The 25,725-nt window shown below is 35.8% G+C and carries 24 protein-coding genes; all 24 read left to right on the top strand.

Annotated features, from left to right (window positions below):
• Positions 1–12 precede the first annotated feature (12 nt).
• The 24 genes from B2C77_RS10165 to cccA all read left to right on the top strand — a co-directional run bounded on the left by B2C77_RS10165 (position 13) and on the right by cccA (position 25,593).
• The gene (locus B2C77_RS10165; RefSeq protein WP_077703507.1) at positions 13–771 is read left to right on the top strand and encodes a 16S rRNA (uracil(1498)-N(3))-methyltransferase; all 759 of its coding nucleotides are present in this window, start codon (positions 13–15) and stop codon (positions 769–771) included.
• The gene (gene mtaB, locus B2C77_RS10170; protein ID WP_077703508.1) at positions 771–2,123 is read left to right on the top strand and encodes a tRNA (N(6)-L-threonylcarbamoyladenosine(37)-C(2))-methylthiotransferase MtaB; all 1,353 of its coding nucleotides are present in this window, start codon (positions 771–773) and stop codon (positions 2,121–2,123) included. The genes B2C77_RS10165 and mtaB overlap by 1 nt, the downstream gene beginning before the upstream one ends.
• A 239-nt stretch (positions 2,124–2,362) precedes the next feature.
• Positions 2,363–3,031, top strand: a complete 669-nt coding sequence (gene deoC / locus B2C77_RS10175) for a deoxyribose-phosphate aldolase (protein ID WP_077703509.1) — start codon at positions 2,363–2,365, stop codon at positions 3,029–3,031.
• A gap of 136 nt (positions 3,032–3,167) precedes the next feature.
• Entirely contained in the window at positions 3,168–3,344 is a 177-nt protein-coding gene (gene rpsU, locus B2C77_RS10180) for a 30S ribosomal protein S21 (RefSeq protein WP_019377991.1), read from the top strand.
• A 14-nt stretch (positions 3,345–3,358) separates the two neighbouring features.
• Complete coding sequence (locus B2C77_RS10185) at positions 3,359–3,808, top strand: GatB/YqeY domain-containing protein (protein ID WP_077703510.1); 450 nt, start codon at positions 3,359–3,361, stop codon at positions 3,806–3,808.
• A gap of 410 nt (positions 3,809–4,218) precedes the next feature.
• Complete coding sequence (locus B2C77_RS10190; RefSeq protein ID WP_077703511.1) at positions 4,219–5,553, top strand: NfeD family protein; 1,335 nt, start codon at positions 4,219–4,221, stop codon at positions 5,551–5,553.
• A gap of 83 nt (positions 5,554–5,636) precedes the next feature.
• Entirely contained in the window at positions 5,637–6,632 is a 996-nt protein-coding gene (floA, locus tag B2C77_RS10195; protein ID WP_073004480.1) for a flotillin-like protein FloA, read from the top strand.
• Positions 6,633–6,660: 28 nt separating this feature from the next.
• Positions 6,661–7,194, top strand: coding sequence for a YqfB family membrane protein (locus B2C77_RS10200; RefSeq protein ID WP_077703512.1), 534 nt, complete (start codon positions 6,661–6,663; stop codon positions 7,192–7,194).
• 510 nt (positions 7,195–7,704) lie between these two features.
• A complete protein-coding gene (yqfC, locus tag B2C77_RS10205) occupies positions 7,705–8,013 on the top strand; it encodes a sporulation protein YqfC (protein ID WP_176087314.1) in 309 nt (102 codons plus the stop codon).
• Entirely contained in the window at positions 7,997–9,208 is a 1,212-nt protein-coding gene (yqfD, locus tag B2C77_RS10210) for a sporulation protein YqfD (RefSeq protein ID WP_077703513.1), read from the top strand. The genes yqfC and yqfD overlap by 17 nt, the downstream gene beginning before the upstream one ends.
• Positions 9,209–9,210: 2 nt before the next feature.
• Entirely contained in the window at positions 9,211–10,185 is a 975-nt protein-coding gene (locus tag B2C77_RS10215) for a PhoH family protein (protein WP_077703514.1), read from the top strand.
• Positions 10,186–10,457: 272 nt separating this feature from the next.
• On the top strand, positions 10,458–12,605 hold the full coding sequence (locus tag B2C77_RS10220; protein WP_331805301.1) for an HD family phosphohydrolase: 2,148 nt from the start codon (positions 10,458–10,460) through the stop codon (positions 12,603–12,605).
• Positions 12,606–13,076 carry an rRNA maturation RNase YbeY gene (gene ybeY, locus B2C77_RS10225; RefSeq protein WP_077703515.1) on the top strand — a complete coding sequence of 157 codons (471 nt, stop codon included), beginning with the start codon at positions 12,606–12,608 and terminating at the stop codon, positions 13,074–13,076.
• Positions 13,066–13,428, top strand: coding sequence for a diacylglycerol kinase family protein (locus B2C77_RS10230; RefSeq protein ID WP_217697385.1), 363 nt, complete (start codon positions 13,066–13,068; stop codon positions 13,426–13,428). Before ybeY ends, B2C77_RS10230 begins: the two co-directional genes overlap by 11 nt.
• 377 nt (positions 13,429–13,805) lie before the next feature.
• The gene (gene era / locus B2C77_RS10235) at positions 13,806–14,708 is read left to right on the top strand and encodes a GTPase Era (protein WP_077703517.1); all 903 of its coding nucleotides are present in this window, start codon (positions 13,806–13,808) and stop codon (positions 14,706–14,708) included.
• 167 nt (positions 14,709–14,875) lie between these two features.
• Positions 14,876–15,019, top strand: a complete 144-nt coding sequence (locus B2C77_RS10240) for a YqzL family protein (RefSeq protein WP_077703518.1) — start codon at positions 14,876–14,878, stop codon at positions 15,017–15,019.
• Between the two features lie 39 nt (positions 15,020–15,058).
• Positions 15,059–15,802 (top strand): DNA repair protein RecO, encoded by a 744-nt coding sequence (recO, locus tag B2C77_RS10245; RefSeq protein ID WP_077703519.1) that lies wholly within the window; start codon positions 15,059–15,061, stop codon positions 15,800–15,802.
• Between the two features lie 286 nt (positions 15,803–16,088).
• The gene (glyQ, locus tag B2C77_RS10250; RefSeq protein ID WP_077703520.1) at positions 16,089–16,967 is read left to right on the top strand and encodes a glycine--tRNA ligase subunit alpha; all 879 of its coding nucleotides are present in this window, start codon (positions 16,089–16,091) and stop codon (positions 16,965–16,967) included.
• A 1-nt stretch (position 16,968) separates the two neighbouring features.
• Positions 16,969–19,050: a glycine--tRNA ligase subunit beta gene (glyS, locus tag B2C77_RS10255; RefSeq protein WP_077703521.1), complete on the top strand. Its 2,082-nt coding sequence runs from the start codon at positions 16,969–16,971 to the stop codon at positions 19,048–19,050.
• A 150-nt stretch (positions 19,051–19,200) separates the two neighbouring features.
• Positions 19,201–19,830, top strand: a complete 630-nt coding sequence (gene ccpN / locus B2C77_RS10260) for a transcriptional regulator CcpN (protein WP_077703522.1) — start codon at positions 19,201–19,203, stop codon at positions 19,828–19,830.
• A gap of 23 nt (positions 19,831–19,853) precedes the next feature.
• Positions 19,854–20,654: a pyruvate, water dikinase regulatory protein gene (locus B2C77_RS10265; RefSeq protein WP_077703523.1), complete on the top strand. Its 801-nt coding sequence runs from the start codon at positions 19,854–19,856 to the stop codon at positions 20,652–20,654.
• A 1,006-nt stretch (positions 20,655–21,660) separates the two neighbouring features.
• Complete coding sequence (dnaG, locus tag B2C77_RS10270; RefSeq protein WP_077703524.1) at positions 21,661–23,478, top strand: DNA primase; 1,818 nt, start codon at positions 21,661–21,663, stop codon at positions 23,476–23,478.
• A 31-nt stretch (positions 23,479–23,509) separates the two neighbouring features.
• Positions 23,510–24,634, top strand: a complete 1,125-nt coding sequence (rpoD, locus tag B2C77_RS10275; protein WP_077703525.1) for an RNA polymerase sigma factor RpoD — start codon at positions 23,510–23,512, stop codon at positions 24,632–24,634.
• Between the two features lie 581 nt (positions 24,635–25,215).
• Positions 25,216–25,593, top strand: a complete 378-nt coding sequence (gene cccA / locus B2C77_RS10280; RefSeq protein ID WP_077703526.1) for a cytochrome c550 — start codon at positions 25,216–25,218, stop codon at positions 25,591–25,593.
• Positions 25,594–25,725: the final 132 nt, after the last annotated feature.

Consider the following 25,725-nt stretch of genomic DNA (forward strand, 5'->3'; position numbering starts at 1 on the left):
AAGGTGAAACTATTGCAGCGATATTTTGTACCTGCACATACATGGGCTGATAAAACCATTAAGATTACTGGGGATGATGCGCATCATATTATGCGTGTTATGCGATTTCAAACAGGAGATGAAATTATTTGCAATCATCCTGATGGACAAGCTGCTATTTGTAAGATTACAATCTTAGATAATCAGGTAGTATATGCTGACATTGTCAGTTGGTTAAATGATCATACGGAATTACCAGTAAATGTCGCAATTGCTCAAGCATTGCCAAAAAGTGATAAATTGGAATGGGTTTTGCAAAAAGGGACGGAACTAGGGGCAAATTGTTTTTTGCCTTTTCAAGCAGCTCGTTCCATTGTAAAATGGGATGAGAAGCGGAAAGATAAGAAATTAAAGCGATGGCATAAAATTGTTAAAGAGGCAAGTGAACAAAGTCACCGGAACAAGATCCCTGGTGTGGAACCTTGTAAGGGACTTAACGAAGTAATTGAAGTTGGAAAGAAGTTTGATGTCATGTTATTTGCTTATGAAGAAGAGGCTAAGTCTGATCGCTATCAATCCTTAGGGTCTGTGTTGCAAAGAATTCAAAATAGGCAAAGTATACTTATTTGCATTGGTCCTGAAGGTGGTTTTTCAAATGAAGAAGCGGATATACTAAAAGAAAATAAATTTAAACCAGTACGACTTGGACCAAGAATTTTAAGAGCAGAAACTGCTGCTTTATATACATTAGCGAGTATTTCGTACCACTTTGAAGAAATGAGGTGTTCATGATGCCAACCGTAGCTTTTCATACATTGGGTTGCAAAGTAAACCATTATGAAACAGAAGGTATATGGAACATGTTTAAGGAACAGGGTTATGAGAGAGTTGATTTTGATCGTAATTCTGATGTATATGTGATTAATACATGCACGGTTACAAATACAGGGGATAAGAAAAGTAGACAGATTATACGTAGAGCTATTCGAAAAAACCCAGACGCTGTTGTTTGTGTTACTGGTTGTTATGCACAAACTTCTCCAGGAGAAATAATGGAAATTCCCGGGGTAGATGTAGTTGTGGGTACACAGGATCGGAAACATATGATCCATTATATTGAACAACATAAAAAGTCAAAAGAACCAGTAAATGGCGTTTCTAATATAATGAAGAATAGAGTCTTTGAAGAAATGGATGTACCTGACTTTTCCGATCGTACTAGAGCTTCCTTGAAAATACAAGAAGGATGTAATAACTTCTGTACTTTCTGTATTATTCCCTGGTCACGTGGGCTCTTACGCTCAAGGGATCCACAAAATGTCCTTGAACAAGCGCAAAAGCTTGTAAATGCAGGATATAAAGAAATTGTATTAACTGGTATTCATACGGCAGGATATGGAGAAGATATGAAAGACTATAATTTTGCCATGCTCCTACGTGATTTAGAAACAAAAGTTAATGGATTAAAACGAATTCGTATTTCATCCATTGAAGCTAGTCAAATCACGGATGAAGTGATAGAAGTGTTGGATAAATCTGAGAAAGTCGTTAGCCATTTGCATATCCCATTACAATCAGGCTCGGACTCTGTTTTAGAAAGAATGCGTAGAAAATATTCAAGTTCTTACTATAAAGAAAAAGTCATGAATTTGAAGAAGGCGCTGCCTGGTTTAGCGATAACGTCGGATGTTATTGTCGGCTTTCCAGGGGAAACAAATGAAGAATTTCAAGAAACATATGATTTTATTAAAGAAATTGGTTTTTCCGAATTGCATGTTTTTCCTTACTCTCGAAGAACAGGGACACCAGCTGCAAGAATGGAAAATCAAGTTGATGATGAAGTAAAAAACAACCGCGTTCATCAATTAATCGAATTATCGGAGCAGTTAGCTAAAGCATATGCGGAAAATTATGAAAATGAAGTGCTAGAAGTAATACCGGAAGAACATTCACATGATGAGGAACATCCAAATCAATTAATCGGCTATACAGATAACTATTTAAAAGTCGCTTTTTCTGGTACACCAGATATGATTGGAAAACTTGTGCGTGTGAAAATTACAAAAGCAGGTTACCCGCTCAATCAGGCAACATTTGTCAAAGTGTTAGATGAAACTGCATATGATGAAGTAGTCTCACATTAATTGCAACATTCCAGCAACAAGAACAAAACCTTGAAAGTTTTTGCTCTTGTTGCTGATTTTTGTTTTACTCATAAACTTTTCTATTTAATAAATGCTTAGGAATAAAGTATGTAACATATTAAATATAACAAAAATATGAAAAGAGAAAGCAGTTTCAAGTCATTAATAGATTTCTTGCACAAATAATGCTATATTAGTGAAGAGGTACGTACAACTAAGAAAAGAAGGGAAGAATATAATTGAAAAATTTAGCAAAGTACATTGATCATACGCAATTAAAGCCTGAGACTACAAAAGAAAAAATAGCTCAAATTGTAAAAGAAGCGAAGGAGCATCATTTTGCATCTGTCTGTGTAAATCCATATTGGGTTGCTTACTGTTATAATGAGTTAAAAGCAACTCAAGTAAAAGTTTGCACCGTTATTGGCTTCCCATTAGGAGCAACTACAACATCTTGTAAAGTGGCAGAGACAAATAAAGCCATTGAAGATGGAGCTACAGAAGTAGACATGGTTATTAATATTGGTGCTTTAAAATCGGGAGACAAGCAAACAGTTTTAAATGACATTGAAGCAGTTGTACAAGCAGCAAATGGCAAAGCCCTTACGAAGGTTATTATTGAATCATCTTTGTTAAAAGATGACGAAAAGGTAATTGCTTGTCAACTAGCAAAACAAGCAAAGGCTGACTTTGTTAAAACATCGACAGGTTTTTCCGGTGGCGGAGCAACTGTGGAAGATATTCGATTAATGCGAGAAACTGTAGGCCCAGATATGGGAGTAAAGGCTTCTGGTGGAGTTCGCGATTTAGCAACAACGAAAGCAATGATAGAAGCAGGTGCAACAAGAATTGGTGCAAGCGCTGGTGTAGCTATTTTAAACGATGAACAAGGAGATAGCACATATTAATATGTATAAATTAATGGTTATTTGGAAACAATCAGTTGACCAAAATAAAGGATTATATTATACTTTAAAAAGCATGTGAATTGAAAGTCATATGCTAGTACAATCTGTTTTGTGCTTCGGAGGGGGGGAAATTAGCATGTCAAATACAACTCGCGTTCGTAAAAACGAGTCTCTTGAAGATGCTCTTCGTCGCTTTAAGCGTAGTGTATCCAAAAGTGGTACATTGCAAGAATATCGTAAGCGTGAACACTACGAAAAACCAAGTGTGCGTCGCAAAAAGAAATCTGAAGCTGCTAGAAAGCGTAAATTCTAAAGAGGGTGTAATCAGTGACATTACTCGAAACATTAAACCAAGATATGAAGCAGGCGATGAAGAACAAAGATAAACAAACCCTGAGTGTGATTCGCATGGTAAAAGCTTCTATTCAAAATGAAACCATTAAACTTGGAAAAGACTCATTATCAGAAGACGAAGAAATTTCGATCTTGTCGAGAGAAGTAAAGCAAAGAAAAGATTCCCTCCAAGAATTCAAATCAGCGAGTCGCGATGATCTTGTTCAACAAGTTGAATTAGAATTAGATATTCTGCAAACATATATGCCAAAACAGTTTACGGATGAAGAGCTGGAGGCAATAGTTAAATTAACGATTGAAGAAGTGAACGCAACTTCCAAAAAAGATATGGGAAAAGTAATGAGTGCAATTATGCCAAAGGTTAAAGGTAAAGCAGATGGTTCACAAATTAACAAACTTGTACAAAAACAGTTAAGTAACTAAAAAAGAGACCCTAGTCAAAAGTTTGATTAGGGTCTTTTCTTACTACAACAGCCTATTTTAATTGAAAACGTAATGAAATAGCGATGTGCTTTTAGCTCATGACCTACCTCTCACCTTCCTTTTGTAATAATTTAGAAAAAGACTTCTTTTCATCATATAAGTATTGGTTTATACTTGTGCAAATTTAACGCTTATTCCTGTTATTATCCACTAGCTTTGTAATATGATTTTTCAATTTTTGCGCGCATTGTCTCCTTTATAGACAATTCGTTTGGAATAGTAATGGAGTTTCACTTACATAATAGATAGTGTAAATTGTTTATTTATGATATATTTTAATAAATTTAGGTGAATTGAAACCTTTGCACTTAAAATTCCGTATAGCATGACATTGAAGGAGGTGAACGCACATGACTGCTAAAAAAGTGTATACATATATTTTTGTTTTATGCGTGTTTTTAGTCACTATATTCAATGTTGGTGCTGGCGTAGATGCTAATAGCACCAGTCATAAAACAGTCCATATTATTCCAATAGAAAAAGAAGTAGAAAGAGGACTGCAAGCATTTTTAGATAGAGCGACCGAAGAAGCAATAGAAGAAGGCACTGATCATATTATTTTTGAAATTAATACACCAGGAGGAAGAGTAGACTCGGCTGGAGAAATTGCCACAATTTTACAGGACCTAGATGTTCCCACTACTTCATTTATTGTGAATCGTGCTTTATCAGCGGGCTCTTACATTGCTTTAAATACAGATACAATATATATGCGCCCCCAAGCAACTATGGGAGCTAGTGGTGTCATCACGTCAGATGGTAATGCAGCAAATAAAAAAGCCCAATCTGCTTGGATAGCTTCCATGAAGAGTGCGGCTGAATCAAAAGGAAGGGATCCGCAATATGCCATGGCGATGGCTGATGAGTCTATTGATCTTCCAGAACTAGATGCAGGGGAGGGTAAGTTTCTAACTTTAGGTCCATCACAGGCATTAGAAGTGGGGTATTCAGAAGGTACTGTTGAAAATAGGGAAGAGTTATTGCAACAATTGAGTTTAGAAAACGCAACAGTTATGGAAAAAGAACCAACATTAGCAGAAGAAGTAGCTAGATTTTTAACAAATCCCGTAGTTATCCCAATTTTACTATCTATTGCTAGTTTAGGGCTTGTTGTAGAACTGTATTCACCCGGATTCGGTGTAGCAGGAATTATGGGACTTATTTCGCTTGTATTATTTTTCTATGGACATATTGTGGCTGGTTTAGCTGGTATGGAGGCAGTTATCTTACTTATATTAGGCATCGGGCTCATTATTGCAGAGTTTTTTGTGCCTGGTGGCGTATTAGGTTTAATTGGTGCAGGTGCGATTATTGGCTCGTTGTTTATGTCAGGATATGATATAGGTCATATGTCGTTAAGCATAGGAATTGCATTCTTATTATCATTAATTGTTTCTATTATTCTTTTCAGAAGAATGGGTATGGATAAAGGGATTTTCAGACATATTATACTTAAAGATCAAACAACAACGGAGCAAGGATACGTATCTTCAGTAAATCGCTTAGAATTAATCGGTTTAGAAGGCATTACCGTTACTCCACTTCGTCCTGCTGGTACAGCTGTATTTGATCAAGAACGCTTGGATGTAATTTCAGAAGGTCGGTTTATTGATGAAAATAAAAAGGTTAAAGTTGTAAAAGTAGAAGGTGTACGTATAGTAGTACGCGAAATAAAGGAGGTTTAACTTCTATTCGTGTGGAAAGAAAGATTCAGGCGAATGGTTAGTTTAACTATATAATTTAATTATAGTAATGAGGAGGAAAATACATGGATTTAGAGAGCTTAATGCCGTTAATAATTATCGCGGTTATTTTAATTGCAGTAGCTATTTTATTTACTTTTATTCCAGTTATGCTATGGATTAGTGCTTTAGCAGCAGGAGTGAAAGTAGGTATCTTTCAATTAGTTGGAATGAGACTTCGTCGCGTAGTTCCAAATCGAGTGATTAATCCACTTATTAAAGCACATAAGGCCGGGTTAAATGTTAAAACAAATCAACTGGAGAGCCATTATTTAGCTGGTGGTAATGTCGATAGAGTGGTAAATGCATTGATCGCAGCGCATCGTGCGAACATTGAACTGCCATTTGAACGAGGAGCAGCGATTGATTTAGCGGGACGTGATGTATTAGAAGCAGTTCAAATGAGTGTTAATCCAAAGGTAATTGAAACCCCGTTTATTGCTGGTATTGCTATGGATGGGATTGAAGTGAAAGCAAAAGCTAGAATAACCGTTCGTGCTAATATAGATCGCTTAGTAGGTGGTGCTGGTGAGGAAACGGTAATAGCTCGTGTAGGAGAAGGTGTTGTAAGCACCATTGGTAGCTCACATGCTCATACCGAAGTATTAGAAAACCCAGATTCCATTTCACATAATGTACTAAATCGAGGCTTAGATGCTGGTACGGCTTTTGAAATACTATCCATTGATATTGCAGATGTTGATATTGGTAAGAACATCGGTGCAATTTTACAAACGGATCAAGCTGAAGCGGATAAAAACATTGCCCAAGCAAAAGCCGAAGAGCGTCGAGCAATGGCAGTTGCTCAAGAACAAGAAATGCTTGCTCGAGTGCAAGAGATGCGTGCAAAAGTAGTTGAAGCAGAAGCAGATGTACCACTTGCTTTAGCTGAAGCTTTACGTTCAGGTAACCTTGGTGTGATGGATTATATGAACTATAAGAACATTGATGCTGACACAGATATGCGTGATTCTATTGGCAAGTTATCTGAAAATGGAAACGATGATCATGAGCAAAATTAATTGCAAGCAGTAAAGGAGGAGTTACTATATGGAAGGGCTCTTCGAAGCTATTTTTAGCAATGGATTTATCATTTTGGCAGCAATCGCTGGGATCATTGGTTTTTTTAAAGATTCCTTTAGTAAAGATACAGATACGGAAAATGAACGAAGAAAGAAACCGAATAAGCCTGCTCCTCCTTTCGGTGGAGGAGCTACAAAGCCAGCTAGTCAACCTACTAAACGTCCTGAACGAGTAGGAGGGTCTATATCAACAGCATCAGCTTCTGAGCAAAAACAGCAACAAATGGAGCAATTAGCTGAGCAAATGGGAGCTGATTTGCAAGAGCCGCTAGAAGACCTTGCCCAACAAGTACAATCTGTTCAAAGCCAGAGACAAGCGACAGAAGGACATTTGCAGAAGCAAAAAATGAAGCGGCAAGTTGCAAATAACTTTACACGAGAAGGCTTAATTAATGGCATTATTATGTCCGAAGTACTAGGGAAACCTAGAGGAAAAAAACCATATCGTAGTGCTGTTTCGGAGCAAATAAAAATGAAGCAGATAAATGAATTAAAACGATAAATGAATGTAGTAAGTCCAAATACATCATAACAAGATAAAAATGTAGACGTAACATTACGTTTTGCAATGATAAGAGCCAATTGTACTTTTAAATAAGTGCAATTGGTTTTTCTATTATAGGAAAGTATAAAAGTTTAAAGGTTTATAGTATAAGAAAAATTACAGCTTTCGCCATAAGACTTGGCGACAGGCCAAGTTTTTCTAACACTTACTTTAAAATAGAGGTACACGATGGCTTTTTACATAAATTAACCTAAATAGAACTTAAATACATTGAAAATGAAGCATCTATTCTCAATCAGATGTATGTTTGTTGTCGCTTTCCCCTTTCCCTATCTATTCCATTCTCAAGCTCATTTTGATGTTCACGGAGATGAGTTTTGAGTAGCTAGGTTGTGTATGCTACTGACTCTTGCGTAAGTGAGACCATCTTGTTTTTAAAAGGTTTCCTTTCCATGTTCTTAAACAAACGCAAGAAACATAAATATATAGGTGAGAGGGGGCTGCATTGTGAAAAAATGGCAACAACAAATTAGACCATGGTTAACGAAGTATTTTGCACTTCCTTCAGATGTGTTATTGGAACTACCAAGAATTACAGTAGTTGGACAATTGCATGTTTATATTGAGAATCATAAAGGTTTGGAAACCTATTCGGATACAGAGTTAAAACTAAAGTCGAATAAAGGATATGTTCGCATTTCGGGTTCAGATTTTGTTTTAAAAAGAATGCTACCCGAAGAAATTTTGCTAGAAGGTATGATTAGAGATATAACCTTTATTCCAGATGGAGGTACAGGATATGACGCAAAAGAATAAATTACATATAGCTGGTGCTGTTAGTATCATTGTAACAGGCGATAGACCGGAATTGTTTTTTCAGCATTGTACTAGTTATGGCATTCAGGTATGGGACGTAGTAAAATTAAATCATCAGTCATGCAAGGGTATGATAGGTCTTAAGGACGTTAATTATATAAAAAAATTACGGAAGGATACGAATTATAAAATTAAATTTATCGACCGTAAAGGATTTCCATTTTTCATTCGCCGCTATTTAAGGAAAAAAGAATTAATACTTGCATTTATTCTAAGTGTCTTGTTTCTCTTTACACTGTCTAATATTATATGGGATGTGGAAATAACTGGTGTACCTAAAGATATTGAAGAAAAGATAGATGGACAATTAGAACAATATGGTATCCACCCAGGATCATGGATATTTTCTATTGACTCTCCAAAACATATACAACAACAATTATTGCATGATGTACCTGAATTACTATGGGTTGGTATAGATCAAAAGGGGACAACCTTTCACTTAGAAGGTGTAGAAAAAATAGTTGTGAAAGAAGAAGAAAATCCAGAACCAAGAAACTTAATTGCTGCTAAAAAAGGAATTATTAAGAAAATGTATGTTTCCAAAGGGGTTCCAAAAGTAGATGTTCATGATTATGTGGAGAAAGGCGACCTATTAGTATCGGGGAAAATGGATGACGGAGAAGAAGCAGAGGAAGAAGAAGGGAAAAAAGAAGTAAAACATGTAGCAGCGGATGGAGAGATCACCGCGTTAACTTGGTATGAGGTTAAAGTAAGTGTGCCATTAAAGGCAAATACAGAACAATTAACAGGAGAACAAGATAATAAATACCATCTAAGTTTTGGGGATTTCAAACTGCCAATTTGGGGCTTTGGATCATCGGACTTTGAAAATACGCAACAGGAACAGGAAGAATCAAAACTTCGCTTTTTAAAGTGGGAATTGCCTATAAAAATAATTGAAACCAATATCCATGAAAAAACGTATAAAACAGTGGAGAGAACAAAAAAAGAAGCAATTGAGGTAGGTATTAAACAAGCGAAAGAACAATTAAAACTAGAACTAGGAGAAGCGGAGATCTTATCTGAAAAAATTTTGCAACAATCTACAGAGAATGGTAAAGTTAAACTAAACTTATATATGAGTGTTGAAGAAAATATTATTGATACACAACCTTTACGTCAAGGAGATTGAATATGCCGGATAATTTAACAGCAGTCGATTTACAATTAAATAGTCCAAAAGAAGCTTTAGCACTATTTGGTAATAACGATAAATACTTGCATCAATTAGAAGAAATGCTTCAAGTTTCTATTATAACGAGAGGAGAGCAGATTCATGTATCTGGTGATCCAGATACGCTTAACCTCGTTCAGGATGTCTTACAAGCTCTGCTCTCCATTATTCGTAAAGGGTTGACCATTACAGAAAGAGATGTCGTTTATGCGGTTGAACTTGGAAAGAAAGGAAAAATAAACCAATTTGAAACTTTATTTGAAGATGAAATTACGAAAAATGTAAAAGGAAAGTCCATTCGTGTTAAAACATTAGGGCAAAAAAAATATATCTCTGCAATTAAAGCAAATGATCTCGTCTTCGGGATCGGCCCAGCAGGTACGGGAAAAACGTATTTAGCTGTCGTAATGGCTGTTCATGCACTTAAGAATGGCTATGTGAAAAGGATTATATTAACTAGACCAGCTGTAGAAGCGGGAGAAAGTTTGGGTTTTCTTCCTGGTGATTTAAAAGAAAAGGTAGATCCTTATTTGCGACCGCTATATGATGCTTTGCATGATGTTTTAGGGGCAGAGCATACGATGCGCCTGATTGAAAGGGAAACGATTGAAATAGCCCCGTTGGCCTATATGCGAGGGAGAACGCTCGATGATGCCTTTGTTATTTTGGACGAAGCACAAAATACGACCCCTGAGCAAATGAAAATGTTTTTAACGAGACTTGGTTTTGGATCAAAAATGGTGATTACTGGGGACATAACGCAGATTGACTTACCAAAAGGTGTACAGTCAGGTTTAAGGGTTGCAAGTCATTTATTAAATGGGATAAAAGGAATGGATTTTGTTTATTTAGAGCAAACAGACGTCGTTCGACATCCGCTTGTGCAACGAATCATTGATGCGTATGATAAAAATAGCCAGCATCGTAGTGAATAAGAAAATGCTAATATCTTCACTTAGGAAATTACAAAGTGAATCTTCAATTAGTTAGGGGTTATCTCATACTGATTGTTTAGTAACCCGAGGTATGATCTAAAGGATCTCTTAAGAAAGCTGTGACCTCCCACTTCCAATTCTTGAAGTGGGAGTCTTACAGCACCTTTTATCTTGTATAAAAAGTCAAATTTTTAATGGCTACGATAAATTTGGTAGATAGCAAAGCATATAGGCGTTTTTAAATTTTGTCCTTTAGAAAGGAAGAGAGAGCAGTGGATAAGAACAAATTCAATCCGCGTACTTGGTTTTCATTTACAAAACGTTTCAATAAATGGGGCATGATGATAGCTGCTTCTCTTTTACTAAGTGTGTTTTTCTTTCTAATCATGATTGACAATATACAGACGGAAACCTATGAGATAGAGAGATTTAGTAGAGCTAAAGAAACGATCCGTTCTCCAGTTACGATAGAAAATGAGCAAGAAACAGAGCGTAAAATACGAGAAACGGTTCAAGCTGTAGAGGATAGATACAATATTGACCAAGAAATTACGGATGAGCGTATGGCGTATACGAAAGAAATTTTTGACGCAATCACTAAATTGGAAGAAGAACTTAAAGACACGCAACAAAATAAGGGAGGCTCCGATACGGCTCCTATCTCTGAGCAAGAAAAAGTGCAACAATTAAAGCAAATTCTGTCTGAAGAAATACAAAAAGGAGTCAGTGATGACTCGCTGTCTCAGCTTATTCAAGTACCTAAAGAGGAACGGGAAAAAGGTGAGAAATTTTTCTTGGGAATTTTGTCTAAAACGTTGAATAATGGTGTGCGAACAGAAAATACACAAAGCGCTATTTCAAATATCCAACAAGAGATTAAGTATTCAGATTTAGATGCTGACATGAAAGAAGTTCTGACCCGGTTAAGTGAGTTTGCGGTGGTCGAAAATTCATTTTTTGATGTGGATAAAACATCTGCTGCTCGAAAGGAAGCAGCTAGCAATGTTGAACCTGTTGTAATTAGAGCGGGAGAAATCATCGTTCGCGAAGGACAAACGATTACGAATGAAGTATATAAAAAACTAGAATTGGTTGGAGTTCTTGATAAAGAGCGAAATTTCTTTCCAGGAATTGGATTGGCTATACTTGTCTTGCTACTAGGAAGTGCAATAGCTCATGAAATGAATTGGCTTGCCAGAAAAGAGCGTTTAAATAATGCTAAAGTTACTGCAATTGTTGTTATTAGTATCATGACAGTTGCTTTAATGAAAATAGTAAGTATTTATACAACGCAAATAAACCAACTCTTTTACGTAATGCCTATAGCTACGGGGGCTTTGCTACTAAAACAATTAACACATGAACGTTCTGCGATCATTTTCAGTACGCTGTTCGCGATTTTAGGAAGTGTTATCTTCAATCATCAAATTCCTGGTTCTTTAAATGTGGAAGCAGGTATATACTTTTTGCTCTCCCAGTTGGCAGCCGTTTTCTTCCTGAGAAATGTCAAAGATAGACTTGCAGTTATGAAGGCTGGATTAGGAATTGCGGTTATTAATATCATGGTTGTATTATTATTTATATTTCTCTCTTTTGAGAAATATGCATGGGGAGATATGTTACTACAATCATCTTTTGCAACAGCATCTGCATTCCTGTCAGCTGTACTTACAATTGGACTGTTACCATATTTTGAGGCTGCTTTAGGGATTTTATCAGATATTAAGTTACTACAGTTATCAAGCCCAAATCATCCATTACTAAAGAAATTATTAACGGAAGCTCCTGGTACATATCACCACTCTGTGATGGTGGCTAACTTAAGTGAAGCTGCTTGCGAAGCAGTTGGAGCAAATGGGTTACTGGCAAGGGTTGGTGCTTATTATCATGACTTAGGTAAGACGGTACAACCTCATTTTTTTATTGAAAATCAATTGGCAATTAAAAACCCTCATGACTTTATTGAGCCAAATGAAAGTGCTAGAATAATAATTAGTCATCCTTATGATGGAGCTGAGATGTTGAAAAAACATCGACTACCACAAGAAATTATTGATATTGCTAAACAGCATCATGGCACTTCTTTACTGAAGTATTTTTATTACAAAGATAAAGAACAAAATAAGGAAGTGGAAGAGGCAATTTATCGTTATCCTGGGCCTAAGCCACAAATGAAAGAAGCGGCTATTGTTAGTATATGTGATTCAGTAGAAGCCGCAGTCCGTTCACTACAAGAACCTACAGAACAAAAAATAGAAGAAATTGTTACATCTATTATTCAAGATAAGTTAGTAGACGGACAGTTCGATGAATGTCCGATTACTTTACAAGAGCTAAATAAGATTCAACAAACAACTTGTAGCACATTGAAAGGGATATTCCATTCGCGTATTCAATATCCCGTGGAGGAGGCAAAATAAGTGTATATTGACTTTCATGATGAAACAAATTCAGTGGAAAGTGATTATATTGATTTAATTCAACGGTTAATTGCATTTGCTGCTAAAGAAGAAGGTGTAACGCCACAAGGTGAAGTATCCATTAATTTCGTTACGAATAAAGAAATTCAAGAACTAAATCGAAACTATAGGCAAAAGAATAGTCCTACAGATGTCCTGTCGTTTCCTATGCAAGAACTTGGAGAAGGGGAAGAAGAAATAAATATATTAGACGAAAATCTCCCCGTGCTGTTAGGCGACATTGTGATATCTGTGGATAGAGCAAAAGAACAGGCAAAAGAGTACGACCATTCTTTGGAGAGAGAATTAGCCTTTCTAGCGTTACATGGCTTCCTTCACTTATTGGGATATGATCATGTAGCGAAAGTAGATGAAAAGGAAATGTTTGCGAAACAAGAAAAAATCTTAGGTGCGTTTGGAATTGAAAGATAAAAAACGACTGGTTGGTTTTTCTTTTGCATGGCAAGGTATACAGTTTGTTGTCAAAAATGAACGTAATTTTCGAGTGCATTTATGTGCTGCAATTGTAGTGATATTGGCTGGTATTATCTTAAACATAAACATCACGGAGTGGAGTATTATCTTACTTTTGATTGGGAATGTGTTTATAACAGAAATGCTAAATACTGTCGCAGAAAGAATAATTGATTACGTAAAACCAGATGTTCATCCTGCTGCAAAACAAATAAAAGATGTGGCTGCTGGAGCGGTTCTTATAGCAGCCACCATTGCTGTAATAATAGGTTGTTTTATTTTCATTCCAAAAGTAGCCGGACTTATGTGAAATATTTTGGAGTTTACAAAGGAGAAAAGTTTGCGTCGGCTTTTTGATTGTCACATTCTATTCTTGTCGGGATAGTAGACGAATATAATGTTCATGCTTGTTGCCACAGTTTAGCTGTGGCTCTTCTTGTTTTAGCAAGTTTATAGATGTTTTAATAAATGAATGTTTATTTTATTTCCTACATGCTATAGGATACCCTCGTTTTTTTGATGATTAACCTAAAAATCCTTCCACTTTTACATAACGGTTTTAAAAAGATTGTCAAAAACAAAAAAATGACATAAAAAAAATTAAAGCTTTTGTCGAATACCATGAAACTAAAGTTGTTTTATAGTATGATATGAATAAAATATGTATGATTTTTCGGAGGCAACCAGATGGAAAAACAATTTAAATCAGGTTTTATAGCTATTATCGGTAGACCAAATGTTGGAAAATCCACGTTTATGAATCAGGTGATCGGGCAAAAAATAGCTATTATGAGTGATAAACCACAAACAACGAGAAACAAAATTCAAGGTGTACTGACATTGCCAGACGCGCAAATGATATTTATAGACACACCAGGCATCCATAAACCGAAACATCAGCTCGGCGATTTTATGGTGAAAACCGCTATAAATACATTAAATGAGGTCGATGCCATTTTATTTATGATTAATGCAGAGGAAGGGTATGGAAAAGGAGATCAATACATTTTAGATAGACTGCAAAAGGTAGATAAGCCTGTTTATTTAATTGTAAATAAAATTGATCTTGTACACCCTGATAAACTACTCCCATTAATTGATCAATATAAAGATAAACATGATTTTACAGAAATTATTCCTATTTCCGCTTTGCAGGGGAATAATGTAAAACATCTGTTAGAAGTGCTAAAAGATCAATTGGCAGAGGGCCCGCAGTATTATCCAGAGGATCAAATTACAGATCACCCTGAACGTTTTATTATCAGTGAGTTAATTCGTGAAAAAGTACTACAATTTACGAAAGAAGAAGTTCCTCATTCGATAGCAGTTGTTATTGAGAATATGGAACAACGCAATCATGGTAAAGTTCTTATTCAAGCAACTATTGTAACAGAAAGAAAAACACAAAAAGGCATTCTTATTGGGAAACAGGGAACGATGCTTAAAAACATTGGGAAAGCAGCCCGTAAAGATATTGAAAATCTGCTTGGTACAAGCGTGTACCTAGAACTATGGGTAAAAGTTAAAAAAGATTGGAGAAACAAGCAAAGCCAACTGCAAGAATATGGTTTCAGCAGAGATGATTATTAAAAAAATTTGTTTCAGTACTCTTTTGCTGTAATTTTGCTAAAAGATAATTTGGAGTTATTTATAACTCCTCATACATGGTAAATATTTATACTCATTTGTTTTGCTCTTGTGGTCATTCTAAGTAGTAAGTTACATTTTCAACATTTAAAAGAAAGGTGGGGTTTCTTGTGATCGATCTATCCTGGAAATTATTTAGTCAAACGGGAAACATTGAAACCTATTTAATCATGAAAGAGTTAGAAAATGAACAAAACCTTCAAGAATTAGGACAACAAGATGAGAAAAATGAAACTCCGATAGAAACGAAATGATAAGTGAATGCAGTTCTTTAGAGAAAGGTGACGCTCTAATTGTTAGAAAAAATACAAGGTGTCGTATTGAAAACACGTGACTATGGAGAGAGTCATAAAATCGTTACAATATTTAGTGGAAAATTAGGGAAGCTCTCTGCGATTGCTAAAGGAGCAAAAAAACCAAAAAGTAGAATGGCTGCTGTAACGCAGCCGTTCATCTATGCGGAATTTCTTATGTATGTGAATAAAGGGTTAAGTACAATACAACAAGCAGAAATTATTGACTCTTTTCGCCCCATACGTGAAGACATTGTAAAAACAACTTACGCAGCATATCTTGCTGAACTTACAGATAAATTAGTCGAGGATAAACAGCCAGATGGATTTATTTATGAACAGTTTTTTCAAACAATGGAGTGGATTAATAGCAAAGAAGAGGCTGATATCCCCTTAATGATGTATGAATTGAAATTATATAAAAAAGGGGGATTTGCACCCACGGTAGATTGTTGTAGTAGCTGTCATAGTGTAACGCCTCCGTTTGTGTTTTCTATTCAAGAAGCTGGTTTACTGTGTACATCATGTAGAAGTATGGACGAGCGAGCTATTGAATTACCAAAAGGAGTAGTTAAATTATTATTCATCTTTGCAACGGTCGATTTACAACGCGTGTCAAACATTTCAGTAAAGGAACAAAATAAACAGTTGCTTAGGGAATTGTTAGACCATTATTATGATTATTATGGTGGGTATCTTCTTAAATCAAGAAAGCTATTAAAACAAATGGATCTATTGAAATGAGTTGACAGCAATGAATGTTTCGCTTATTATTCATACATAGATGATTATATATGGAATAAATACAAGGATGAAGAAGAGTACTTTTGCACGCTTTCCATAGCGAGCTCAGGATGGTGAAAGCTGAGCGATAGGGGTAAGAGGAAAGGAACTTCGGAGTATTTGTAATAAAGGTGGCTTTCATAAGCAAATAGGGTGGAACCGCGGCTTAACACCCCGTCCCTATGTCTTGACTATAGACATAGGGACGGGGATTTTATATTGTACTACTGTATATGGAGGAAAGATGATGAATATTCAAGAGATGATCTTAACTTTGCAAAATTATTGGTCACAGCAAAATTGCATTCTTATGCAAGCCTATGACGTGGAAAAAGGAGCGGGTACTATGTCACCAATGACATTGCTACGTAGTCTTGGACCTGAACCATGGAACGTTGCTTATGTAGAACCATCAAGACGCCCTGCGGATGGCCGTTATGGTGATAATCCAAACAGGTTATACCAACATCACCAATTTCAAGTCATTATGAAACCTTCTCCAGATAATATCCAGGAGTTATACTTAGGTTCTCTAAGAAAATTAGGGATTAATCCGCTTGTTCATGATATACGATTTGTAGAAGACAACTGGGAAAACCCAACCTTAGGTGCAGCTGGTCTTGGCTGGGAAGTTTGGCTTGACGGGATGGAAATTACACAATTTACGTACTTTCAGCAAATCGGAGGATTAGAAGCAAATCCTGTTGCTGTAGAACTAACGTATGGAATTGAGCGTCTCGCTTCGTATATTCAAGATAAAGATAATGTATTTGATTTAGAATGGACAAATGGCGTGACAGTCAAAGACATCTTTTTTCAACCAGAATATGAACATTCCATGTATACATTTGAAACATCTAATACGGAAATGTTATTTGAGCTTTTTACCAAATATGAGCAAGAAGCTAAAGATACGATGGAAAAAGGGTTAGTATTTCCTGCTTATGATTACGTTCTTAAATGTTCTCATACATTTAATTTGTTGGATGCCAAAGGTGTCATCTCTGTAACAGAACGTACCGGTTATATTACAAGAATTCGTAACTTAGCAAGAGGTATTGCTAAAGCGTATGTTGCTGAAAGAGAACGACTTGGCTTTCCGATGTTAAAAAAGGAGGAACAATAATATGGTGACAGATGCTCTATTTGAAATTGGACTGGAAGAAATGCCGGCTCGTTTCATTGATGATGCAGAAAAACAATTAAATGACAAAACAGTAGCATGGCTAAAAAGCTTGCGCATTCCTTATAAAAATTTAGCGACCTTTTCCACACCAAGACGTTTGGCAGTTTTTATTGAAGGGCTTAGTGAACAACAAACAACGATTAAAGAAGAAGTGAAAGGCCCGGCAGAAAAAATTGCTAAAGATGAATCTGGTAATTGGACAAAAGCAGCGATTGGCTTTACAAAAGGGCAAGGCAAGACAACAAATGATATTTATACAAAACCTGTCAATGGCACTACATATATTTTTGTGCAAAAGCATATTGAAGGAAACAATACATTCGACCTCCTGCCAGGTTTTAAAGACATCATTCTGTCCATTAACTTTGGCAAGAATATGCGCTGGGGAGCACAAACAATGCGTTATGCTAGGCCGATACGTTGGCTGGTCGGCTTATGCGGTTCAACGGTGGTTCCTTTTGAAGTTGCTCATGTAAAAAGCAGTAATATGACATATGGCCATCGTTTTTTAGGAACGAAAATAGCCATTAATAACCCAAAGCAATATGAAGAAAAATTACTACAGCAATTTGTAATAGCAGATGCAAAAAAGCGCGAAGCAGCTATATTACAAGGAATTCATCAATTAGAGCAAGAGCATTCGGTGCATATTCCTATTGATCATGAACTATTGCATGAAGTTCGTAATTTAGTGGAATATCCTCAAGCTTTTTTAGGCTCATTTGAACATGCATTTTTATCCATACCTGAGGAAGTATTAATTATCTCCATGAAAGAGCATCAACGCTATTTCCCTGTTCGTACGAATACTGGAGGGGAGTTATTACCTCATTTCGTTGGCATACGTAACGGAGACGACACTTCATTAGAGACAGTAATAAAAGGAAATGAAAAAGTATTACATGCTCGCTTATCTGATGCTGCTTTTTTCTACGAGGAAGATCGTAAGCGTTCTTTGAGCGATTTTTTAACAAAGCTAGAACGAGTTGTATTTCAAGAAGATTTAGGGACCATTTATGAAAAAGTAGAACGTGTCATTATATTAACTCGTTTAATTAGTCAGCATCTTGAACTACCTGAGTCAGATATTAATCGTGCTGTTCGTGCTGCTGAATTAAGTAAATTTGATTTAACCACTAGTATGGTAAATGAATTTACTGAATTGCAAGGGGTTATGGGAGAAAAATATGCTGTTTTTTATGGCGAAGACGCAATTGTTGCTCAAGCAATTAGAGAACATTACTTACCAAAATCCGCCAACGGCGTTTTGCCTGAAACTATCACAGGAACAATTGTTAGTATGGCAGATAAATTAGATACGATAGCAGGTTGTATTTCTGTAGGATTATTACCGACAGGATCTCATGATCCTTATGGGTTACGTCGTCAAGCAATTGGTGTATTACGGATGTTACTTACAAATAAATGGAACATAACCGTAGAAAAGCTTATTGAGCTTACCTTGCAAGTATATGCTACATCCAAAGTAAAGCTAGAAAATCAAAGTGAAGCTGCTACTATCATTAACGACTTCTTTTTACATCGTGCTACTTATATCTTTAAAGAAGCGGGAATTGAGCCAGATATCATTCACGCTGTATTACATCAGGATATTGGCAACTTTACGCACAGTTTAGCAAAAGCAGAATTATTATCAGTCAAACGAAATGATGATAAATTCAAATTATCACAGGAAGCTTTTGTGCGTGTATTAAATTTAGCTCAAAAAGCATCATCTAAATTAATTGATCCAGATGTATTGCACACAGAATCTGAAAAAGCGTTATACGATAAATATTGTCATATCCAGGAAGGGTTTCGGAATTCAAGTGGAGAAGCTGGAGAAGAATTAAAACTTTTGGAGCAATTGACGGATCCGATTCACCAATTTTTTGAACAAAATATGGTAATGGTAGATGATGAAGAAATCCGTAATAATCGGTTGGCGCTTTTGTACCAAATCGGTCAGCTTATTTATAACTATGCTGATGTAACAAAAATTGAATGGAAACAAAGCTTTTAATAAAAGGATACAGTGAATTTCTTCTCTGGTGTTGTTTTTGGGCGCAGTATTGTAATTCCTTTCGCTTGATAAGTATCGGATTTATTTCTCATTCTGTATCGATTCAACTATAATGGACATAGGTTTACATCGTCTTTAGGTGGTGAAGTCATGGAATTATCAAGTAGACAAGAAGAAATAATTGAAATTGTAAAAGAAAACGGCCCGATAACGGGGGAGAATATCGCTGAGCGTCTTCACTTAACAAGGGCTACATTACGTCCAGACTTGGCAATTTTAACAATGGCAGGTTTTTTAGATGCAAGACCCCGTGTGGGGTATTTTTATACTGGTAAAACAGGAAATGAATTATTAACAGAGCAGATTAAAAAAATTAGAGTATATGAATATCAACATGTCCCTATTGTTGTAAAAGAGAGCGTTTCGGTATACGATGCGATCTCAACGATGTTCTTAGAAGATGTAGGGACCCTTTTCGTAGTTGATGATCAGTCGTGTTTAACAGGCGTACTATCGCGAAAAGATTTACTTCGCGCAAGCATTGGAAAACAAGATTTAAATGCTTTACCTGTACATATCATTATGACACGAATGCCTAATATAACAGTATGTCAAAAAGATGATTTGTTGGTAGAAGTTGCTCAAAACTTGATTAGTAAACAAATTGATGGTATACCTGTCGTGAAAAAAACAAAGTCTGGATTGGAAGTTGTTGGAAGAGTTACAAAAACAACAATTACAAAAGCTTTTGTTGAATTGGTTATGGAAGACCACATTTAAAAGGGTGAGAGAGGAGTATTTTGATGTTTATGCAACCTGTATATGTTTTATCCGATTCTGTAGGGGAGACAGCTGAGTTAGTCATTAAGGCAGGCTTAAGTCAGTTTAATCACGGAACATATAAAATTCAACGTATACCCTATGTAGAAGACAAAAAAACAATCGATGAAGCTTTACAACTCGCTGTAGAAAGTAAAGGGCTCATTGGTTTTACACTTGTTGATCCTATTCTAAGGAACTATGTAAATGAACGTGCCAAACAAATGAACCTTGAAGCTATTGACATCATGGGCCCGGTGTTAAAATCCATGGAACGTGTTTTTGAACATGCACCGCGAATGGAAGCAGGGCTAGTCCATAAGCTTGATGAAGACTATTTTAAGCGGGTAGAGGCAATTGAATTTGCGGTAAAGTATGACGATGGGCGTGATTCGAGAGGAATTGCTAGAGCAGACATTGTTCTAATCGGGGTATCTAGAACATCTAAAACTCCTCTATCACAATATTTGGCTCATAAACGCTTAAAAGTTGCCAACGTACCGATTGTACCAGAAGTCGATCCTCCAGAAGAATTGTTTGAAGTGGATGCTTCAAAATGTATCGGATTACGTATAAGCGCTGATAAGCTGTATGAAATACGTAAAGAAAGGCTTCGTGCTTTAGGTTTAGGAGATCAGGCAACATATGCGAATATGGAACGTATTCATAAAGAACTGGCGTATTTTGATAAAATTGTTGATAAAATTGGTTGTAAAGTCATCGATGTATCAAATAAAGCTGTTGAGGAAACGGCTAACAGTATTAGACAAATCGTAAAAAAATAACGGAGAAAGTACATACTCTCCTTTTTTTGTTTTAACAGATCAAAATGAATGAACATCCTAGCCTTCCATGAACAAGCGCATTTTCTGTATTCTGTGGCAACCTAAGGTGCTTACGTATTTTACTACAACGAAATTTTAAATTGCAGAGTTGCGCAAACAAAAGCTTAAAATTTTTCTTGCCTAAAGGCGCATAATCACCTTTCTTCATAGGGTCTTCTGCGGTTTCTACTGATTATGATTACTACAGTTGGGACTATCATAGTTTGACATCACGTTTCAAATATTGATTTCTTTTGTAAGAGTAAAAAACAAAATTAAGACATATATGATTAAGAAGTACTTGGAATGGAAAGAATTAAATTTTAGAAGTGTTTTGCTGGCATTAATTAGTGGTATATATTATAATAATGTTTTGTGTTATAGGTATATAGTGTTTTTTGTACTATTGGAAAGTATACAATTTCTAGGCTTTATCGTATAAGCAAAACGATGGCGTTTTATCGCCAGAAAGACTTGGCGATAGCCAAGTTTTTCTAATGCATGTTCCTTAAAGGGGACAATAATCTCTTGCGCATAAAGTTTTTGAAAACTCTTGAACATACAAAATCAGTTTTCCCTATGTATTCATAGAGGTTGATGGTCGACAAAATATAACATGTTTAGTGTTTTTTATTTAAAACAGACAATTCAAGTTGGGTTGGTTTTTGAGAATTTTGTATGACGAGATAAGTTATATTTTGATTCGAATGTACTAAAATTATCTCCTTAAAAGCAGGAATTCATAACTTAAATATAGAATAGTTTAGTGAAGAGCAAAAGCATATTTTAAATTCGTAGATGTTGTCCATAACAGAACTGATGGCTACCTTTCTATGGGAAATGTGTATTAATGTGTTTTTAAATATTGCTTGTATAGGTGAATTTTTTAAGAAAAGAAAAAAATATATGTCGAAATAAAAGGATTTTTATCATGAAAAGCGAATATGTAATAGCATGGTGATATTTTATGGCTAATCAAATTCCTGAAGCATTAATTGAAGAGATTCGTAAGGCGAATGATATTGTTGATATAATAGGCGATTATGTCCAGCTAAAAAAACAAGGAAGAAACTATTTTGGATTATGCCCATTTCATGGTGAAAAGACGCCATCTTTTTCTGTGACGCAAGACAAGCAAATTTTTCACTGTTTTGGCTGTGGTAAAGGTGGCAATGTAGTCACTTTTTTAATGGAGATAGAGAGCTTTTCTTTTTACGAAGCTATCCAGTTTTTAGCTGAACGTAGCGAAATTTCATTGCCTCAAAGTATTCAAAGTCAAAAGGATACTAATTTATCTAAAGAAACGCAAGATATGCTATCTGCACATGAATGGTTGACGAAATTATATCATCATTTATTACGCTTTACAAAAGAAGGAAAGGAAGGTTATGCGTATTTAAAAGATAGAGGGATAGATGAGGAAGCAGCAGATATTTTCCAGCTAGGCTTTAGCCCCATTGCCGATCATCTAACAGTCGAGTTCTTGAAAAAGAAAGGTTTTCATGAACAATTACTTGTAAAAGCAGGCTTGCTTCAGATGAATGAAGCTGGGCATGCCTCCGATCGTTTTCGTGGTAGAATTATTTTTCCTATTCGAAATCATTTAGGAAAGACAGTTGCCTTTGGAGGACGTGCAGTTGGCGATTATAAACCTAAATATATAAATAGTCCTGAAAGTGAATTGTTCCACAAAGGAAAATTATTATATAATTTTGACCTGGCAAAAAGGTACATTCGTAAAGAAGACGAAGTGGTTTTATTAGAAGGCCAAATGGATGTCATAGCTGCCCATCAAGCGGGGGTTCGTAATGCGGTAGCTACGCTTGGCACAGCCTTAACAGAATTCCAAGCTAAGCTGTTAAAACGTTATGTAAACAACGTCATTATTTGCTACGATGGAGATCGTGCTGGGCTAGATGCTGCTTATAAAGCTGCTGTCATATTACGCCAATGTGGATGCGAAGTAAGAGTTGCATACCTACAAGCAAATATGGATCCTGACAGTTTTATTCGCATGCATGGAGGACAAGCTTTTATTGATGAGGTCATTAAAGCTAGCGATACATTTATAACTTTTTATATGCGATTTTTAAAAAAGGATTATCAACTAAATCTAGAAGCTGACCGTATACAATATGTTGAGAAAGTCCTAAAGCAGATTGCAACGATTGACAGCTCTATAGAACGGGAATATTACCTAAAAGAGTTGAGTAATGAATTTGAAATATCTATGGAAGCTCTCATGGATGAAATTTCAGGTTATCAAGAAATGTTTGCTATAAATAAGGATAATCAACAAAAGAACAGATATACTAGTAGTACAGTATGGAATAAGGTGAGATCGAAATTATTGCCAGCATTTCATAATGCAGAACGGCAATTAATTGCATATATGTTACAAGACGTAAGTATAGCTGAAAAGGTACAAGAAAAAATTGGAGCAAGTTTTCATATAGATGCACATAAAATTATTGCTACCTATTTATATGCTTTTTATGAAGAAGGAAATGCCCCTAATGTCAGTTTGTTTTTAGAAAGGATAACAGATACAAATTTGCAACAGGAAATAACAGAGATAGCAATGTTACCATTACAAGAAAATATAAGTGACAAACAACTTAATGATTACGTCCATACGATTATAGCTAAGCAAACGGATAAAGTGACGATACAATCATTACGAGAGCAACAAAAGGAAGCAGAAAAACAGAATGACCCAATAAAGGCAGCGCAAATTGCCAAACAAATTATTGAATTGAATCATCAGTTGAAGCATACAAATTGATTTTATTGTAACTCTGGAAGGAGGGGGACTCATGGCTGAAAATAAACCTTCGCAAACGAAGGAAAGTGAACTTGAGCAAACTTTAGAACAAGCAAAGGATCAACTGGTTGAAATTGGTAAAAAACGTGGTGTTCTTGCTTACGAAGAAATAGCCGATAAATTATCTAATTTCACAATAGAGTCTGATCATATGGATGAATTTTATGAGTACCTAGGAGATCAGGGGGTCGAAGTAATTGGTGAATCAGAAGAAGACCCTACGATGCAACAAATTGCAAAAGAAGAAGAATTCAATCTAAACGACCTTAGTGTACCACTAGGTATTAAAATAAATGATCCTGTACGTATGTATTTGAAAGAAATTGGGCGTGTTGATTTATTGTCAGCAGCTGAAGAAATTGATTTGGCAACAAGGATAGAACAAGGAGACGAAGAAGCTAAACGCCGTCTTGCTGAAGCGAATCTTCGTTTAGTTGTCAGCATCGCAAAACGTTACGTAGGACGCGGTATGTTGTTTTTAGACTTAATTCAAGAAGGAAACATGGGACTTATTAAAGCTGTGGAAAAATTTGATCACCGAAAAGGATTTAAATTTAGTACCTATGCTACATGGTGGATAAGGCAAGCAATTACAAGAGCGATAGCTGATCAAGCTAGAACTATTCGAATTCCAGTGCATATGGTTGAGACAATCAACAAATTAATTCGCGTCCAAAGACAATTGTTACAAGACCTAGGTAGAGAGCCAACACCTGAAGAGATTGGAGAAGAAATGGAACTTTCTCCGGATAAAGTACGAGATATTTTAAAAATTGCTCAGGAACCAGTCTCATTAGAAACCCCTATTGGCGAGGAAGATGACTCACATTTAGGTGATTTTATTGAAGATCAAGAGGCTGTCTCACCTTCTGATCATGCGTCCTATGAACTGCTCAAAGAACAACTTGAAGATGTACTAGATACGCTAACAGACCGCGAAGAAAATGTTCTTAGGTTACGCTTCGGTTTAGATGACGGTCGTACTAGAACTTTAGAAGAAGTTGGCAAAGTTTTTGGGGTAACCCGTGAAAGAATTCGTCAAATTGAAGCAAAAGCTTTACGTAAATTAAGACACCCTAGCAGAAGCAAGCGATTAAAAGATTTTCTAGACCAATAAAGTATTGTCATTAGGCAATGATCTCCGTTGCCTAATGACGTGCTATATTATTAGCTGATTACGCTACCCGCTGAATATTTTGACTTCTTATTATTGTTGTACATCTAAAAATGTTGAACTAAACGTATAAAATAATGTATTATGTTACCGTTTTCGGTTCTTGTATTTTATTGTACGCAATTTCAGATATTTTTGCAACTGGCACTTTTGTTTCCTTTTTTAAAAGTATTTATTAGCTAGCAATTATAACCAAGAAAAGCTTTGTTCATTTCTTATTAACTAGTCTTTTTATCAATATTTTCTTATAAATTATTTTTGGTTGCTATCATCAGATATTATAGAAAATTCTATGGGTAAGCAGATTCTATTTCATCCTTTATTAGAAATGGCTTCGCTTTTCTTCTCATTTTTACTCATTAATATATCATTTTATAAAATTTCATAGCGAAACACTTTAAAGAAATGCATTTTTCAAGTAAAATGAATATAGTCTTTAAGTGTTACTATGCAGTCGTTCAAAAAGGATAATCTTTTTTGAGCAAAACCAATAACAAATGGGGATTACATAAGGAGGAAGCGCAATGAAAAGGAACCCTGTTATCCCTTTTGCTTTAATTGCAATAATAGGGATACTGACAATCATTGTGATATCATTTGTAGGGATAGGCCAACGAGATGATATCCAACAAGCCGAAGAAGGCGGTGGGGAACAGGCTGAGGAAAGCCAAGAAGGGGAAACAACGGATGACCCTGAAGCAATTTATGAAGCAAATTGTGCAAATTGTCATGGTGGTGACTTATCTGGGGGAATGGGGCCAGACTTAACCCAGGTAGGTAGCAAATTATCAAAAGATGAGATTCAAAATATAATTATTAACGGAAAAGGGCAAATGCCTCCAGGTTTAGCCACAGAATCTGAAGCACAAGTGTTAGCAGAGTGGTTAGCTGAAAAGAAATAGCCTTTGATAAAATGAGCTAGGGAAAAGCTTTCTGGTTTAACACAGAAAGCTTTTCTTTATCTATTTTTAAAGTGAATATACTTGTGTAAAATGAAGTATATGTACTGTCTATGTTTTAAAAGAAGTCATAGG

The organism is Virgibacillus dokdonensis, assembly GCF_900166595.1.
GTDB classification, from domain to species: domain Bacteria; phylum Bacillota; class Bacilli; order Bacillales; family Amphibacillaceae; genus Virgibacillus; species Virgibacillus dokdonensis.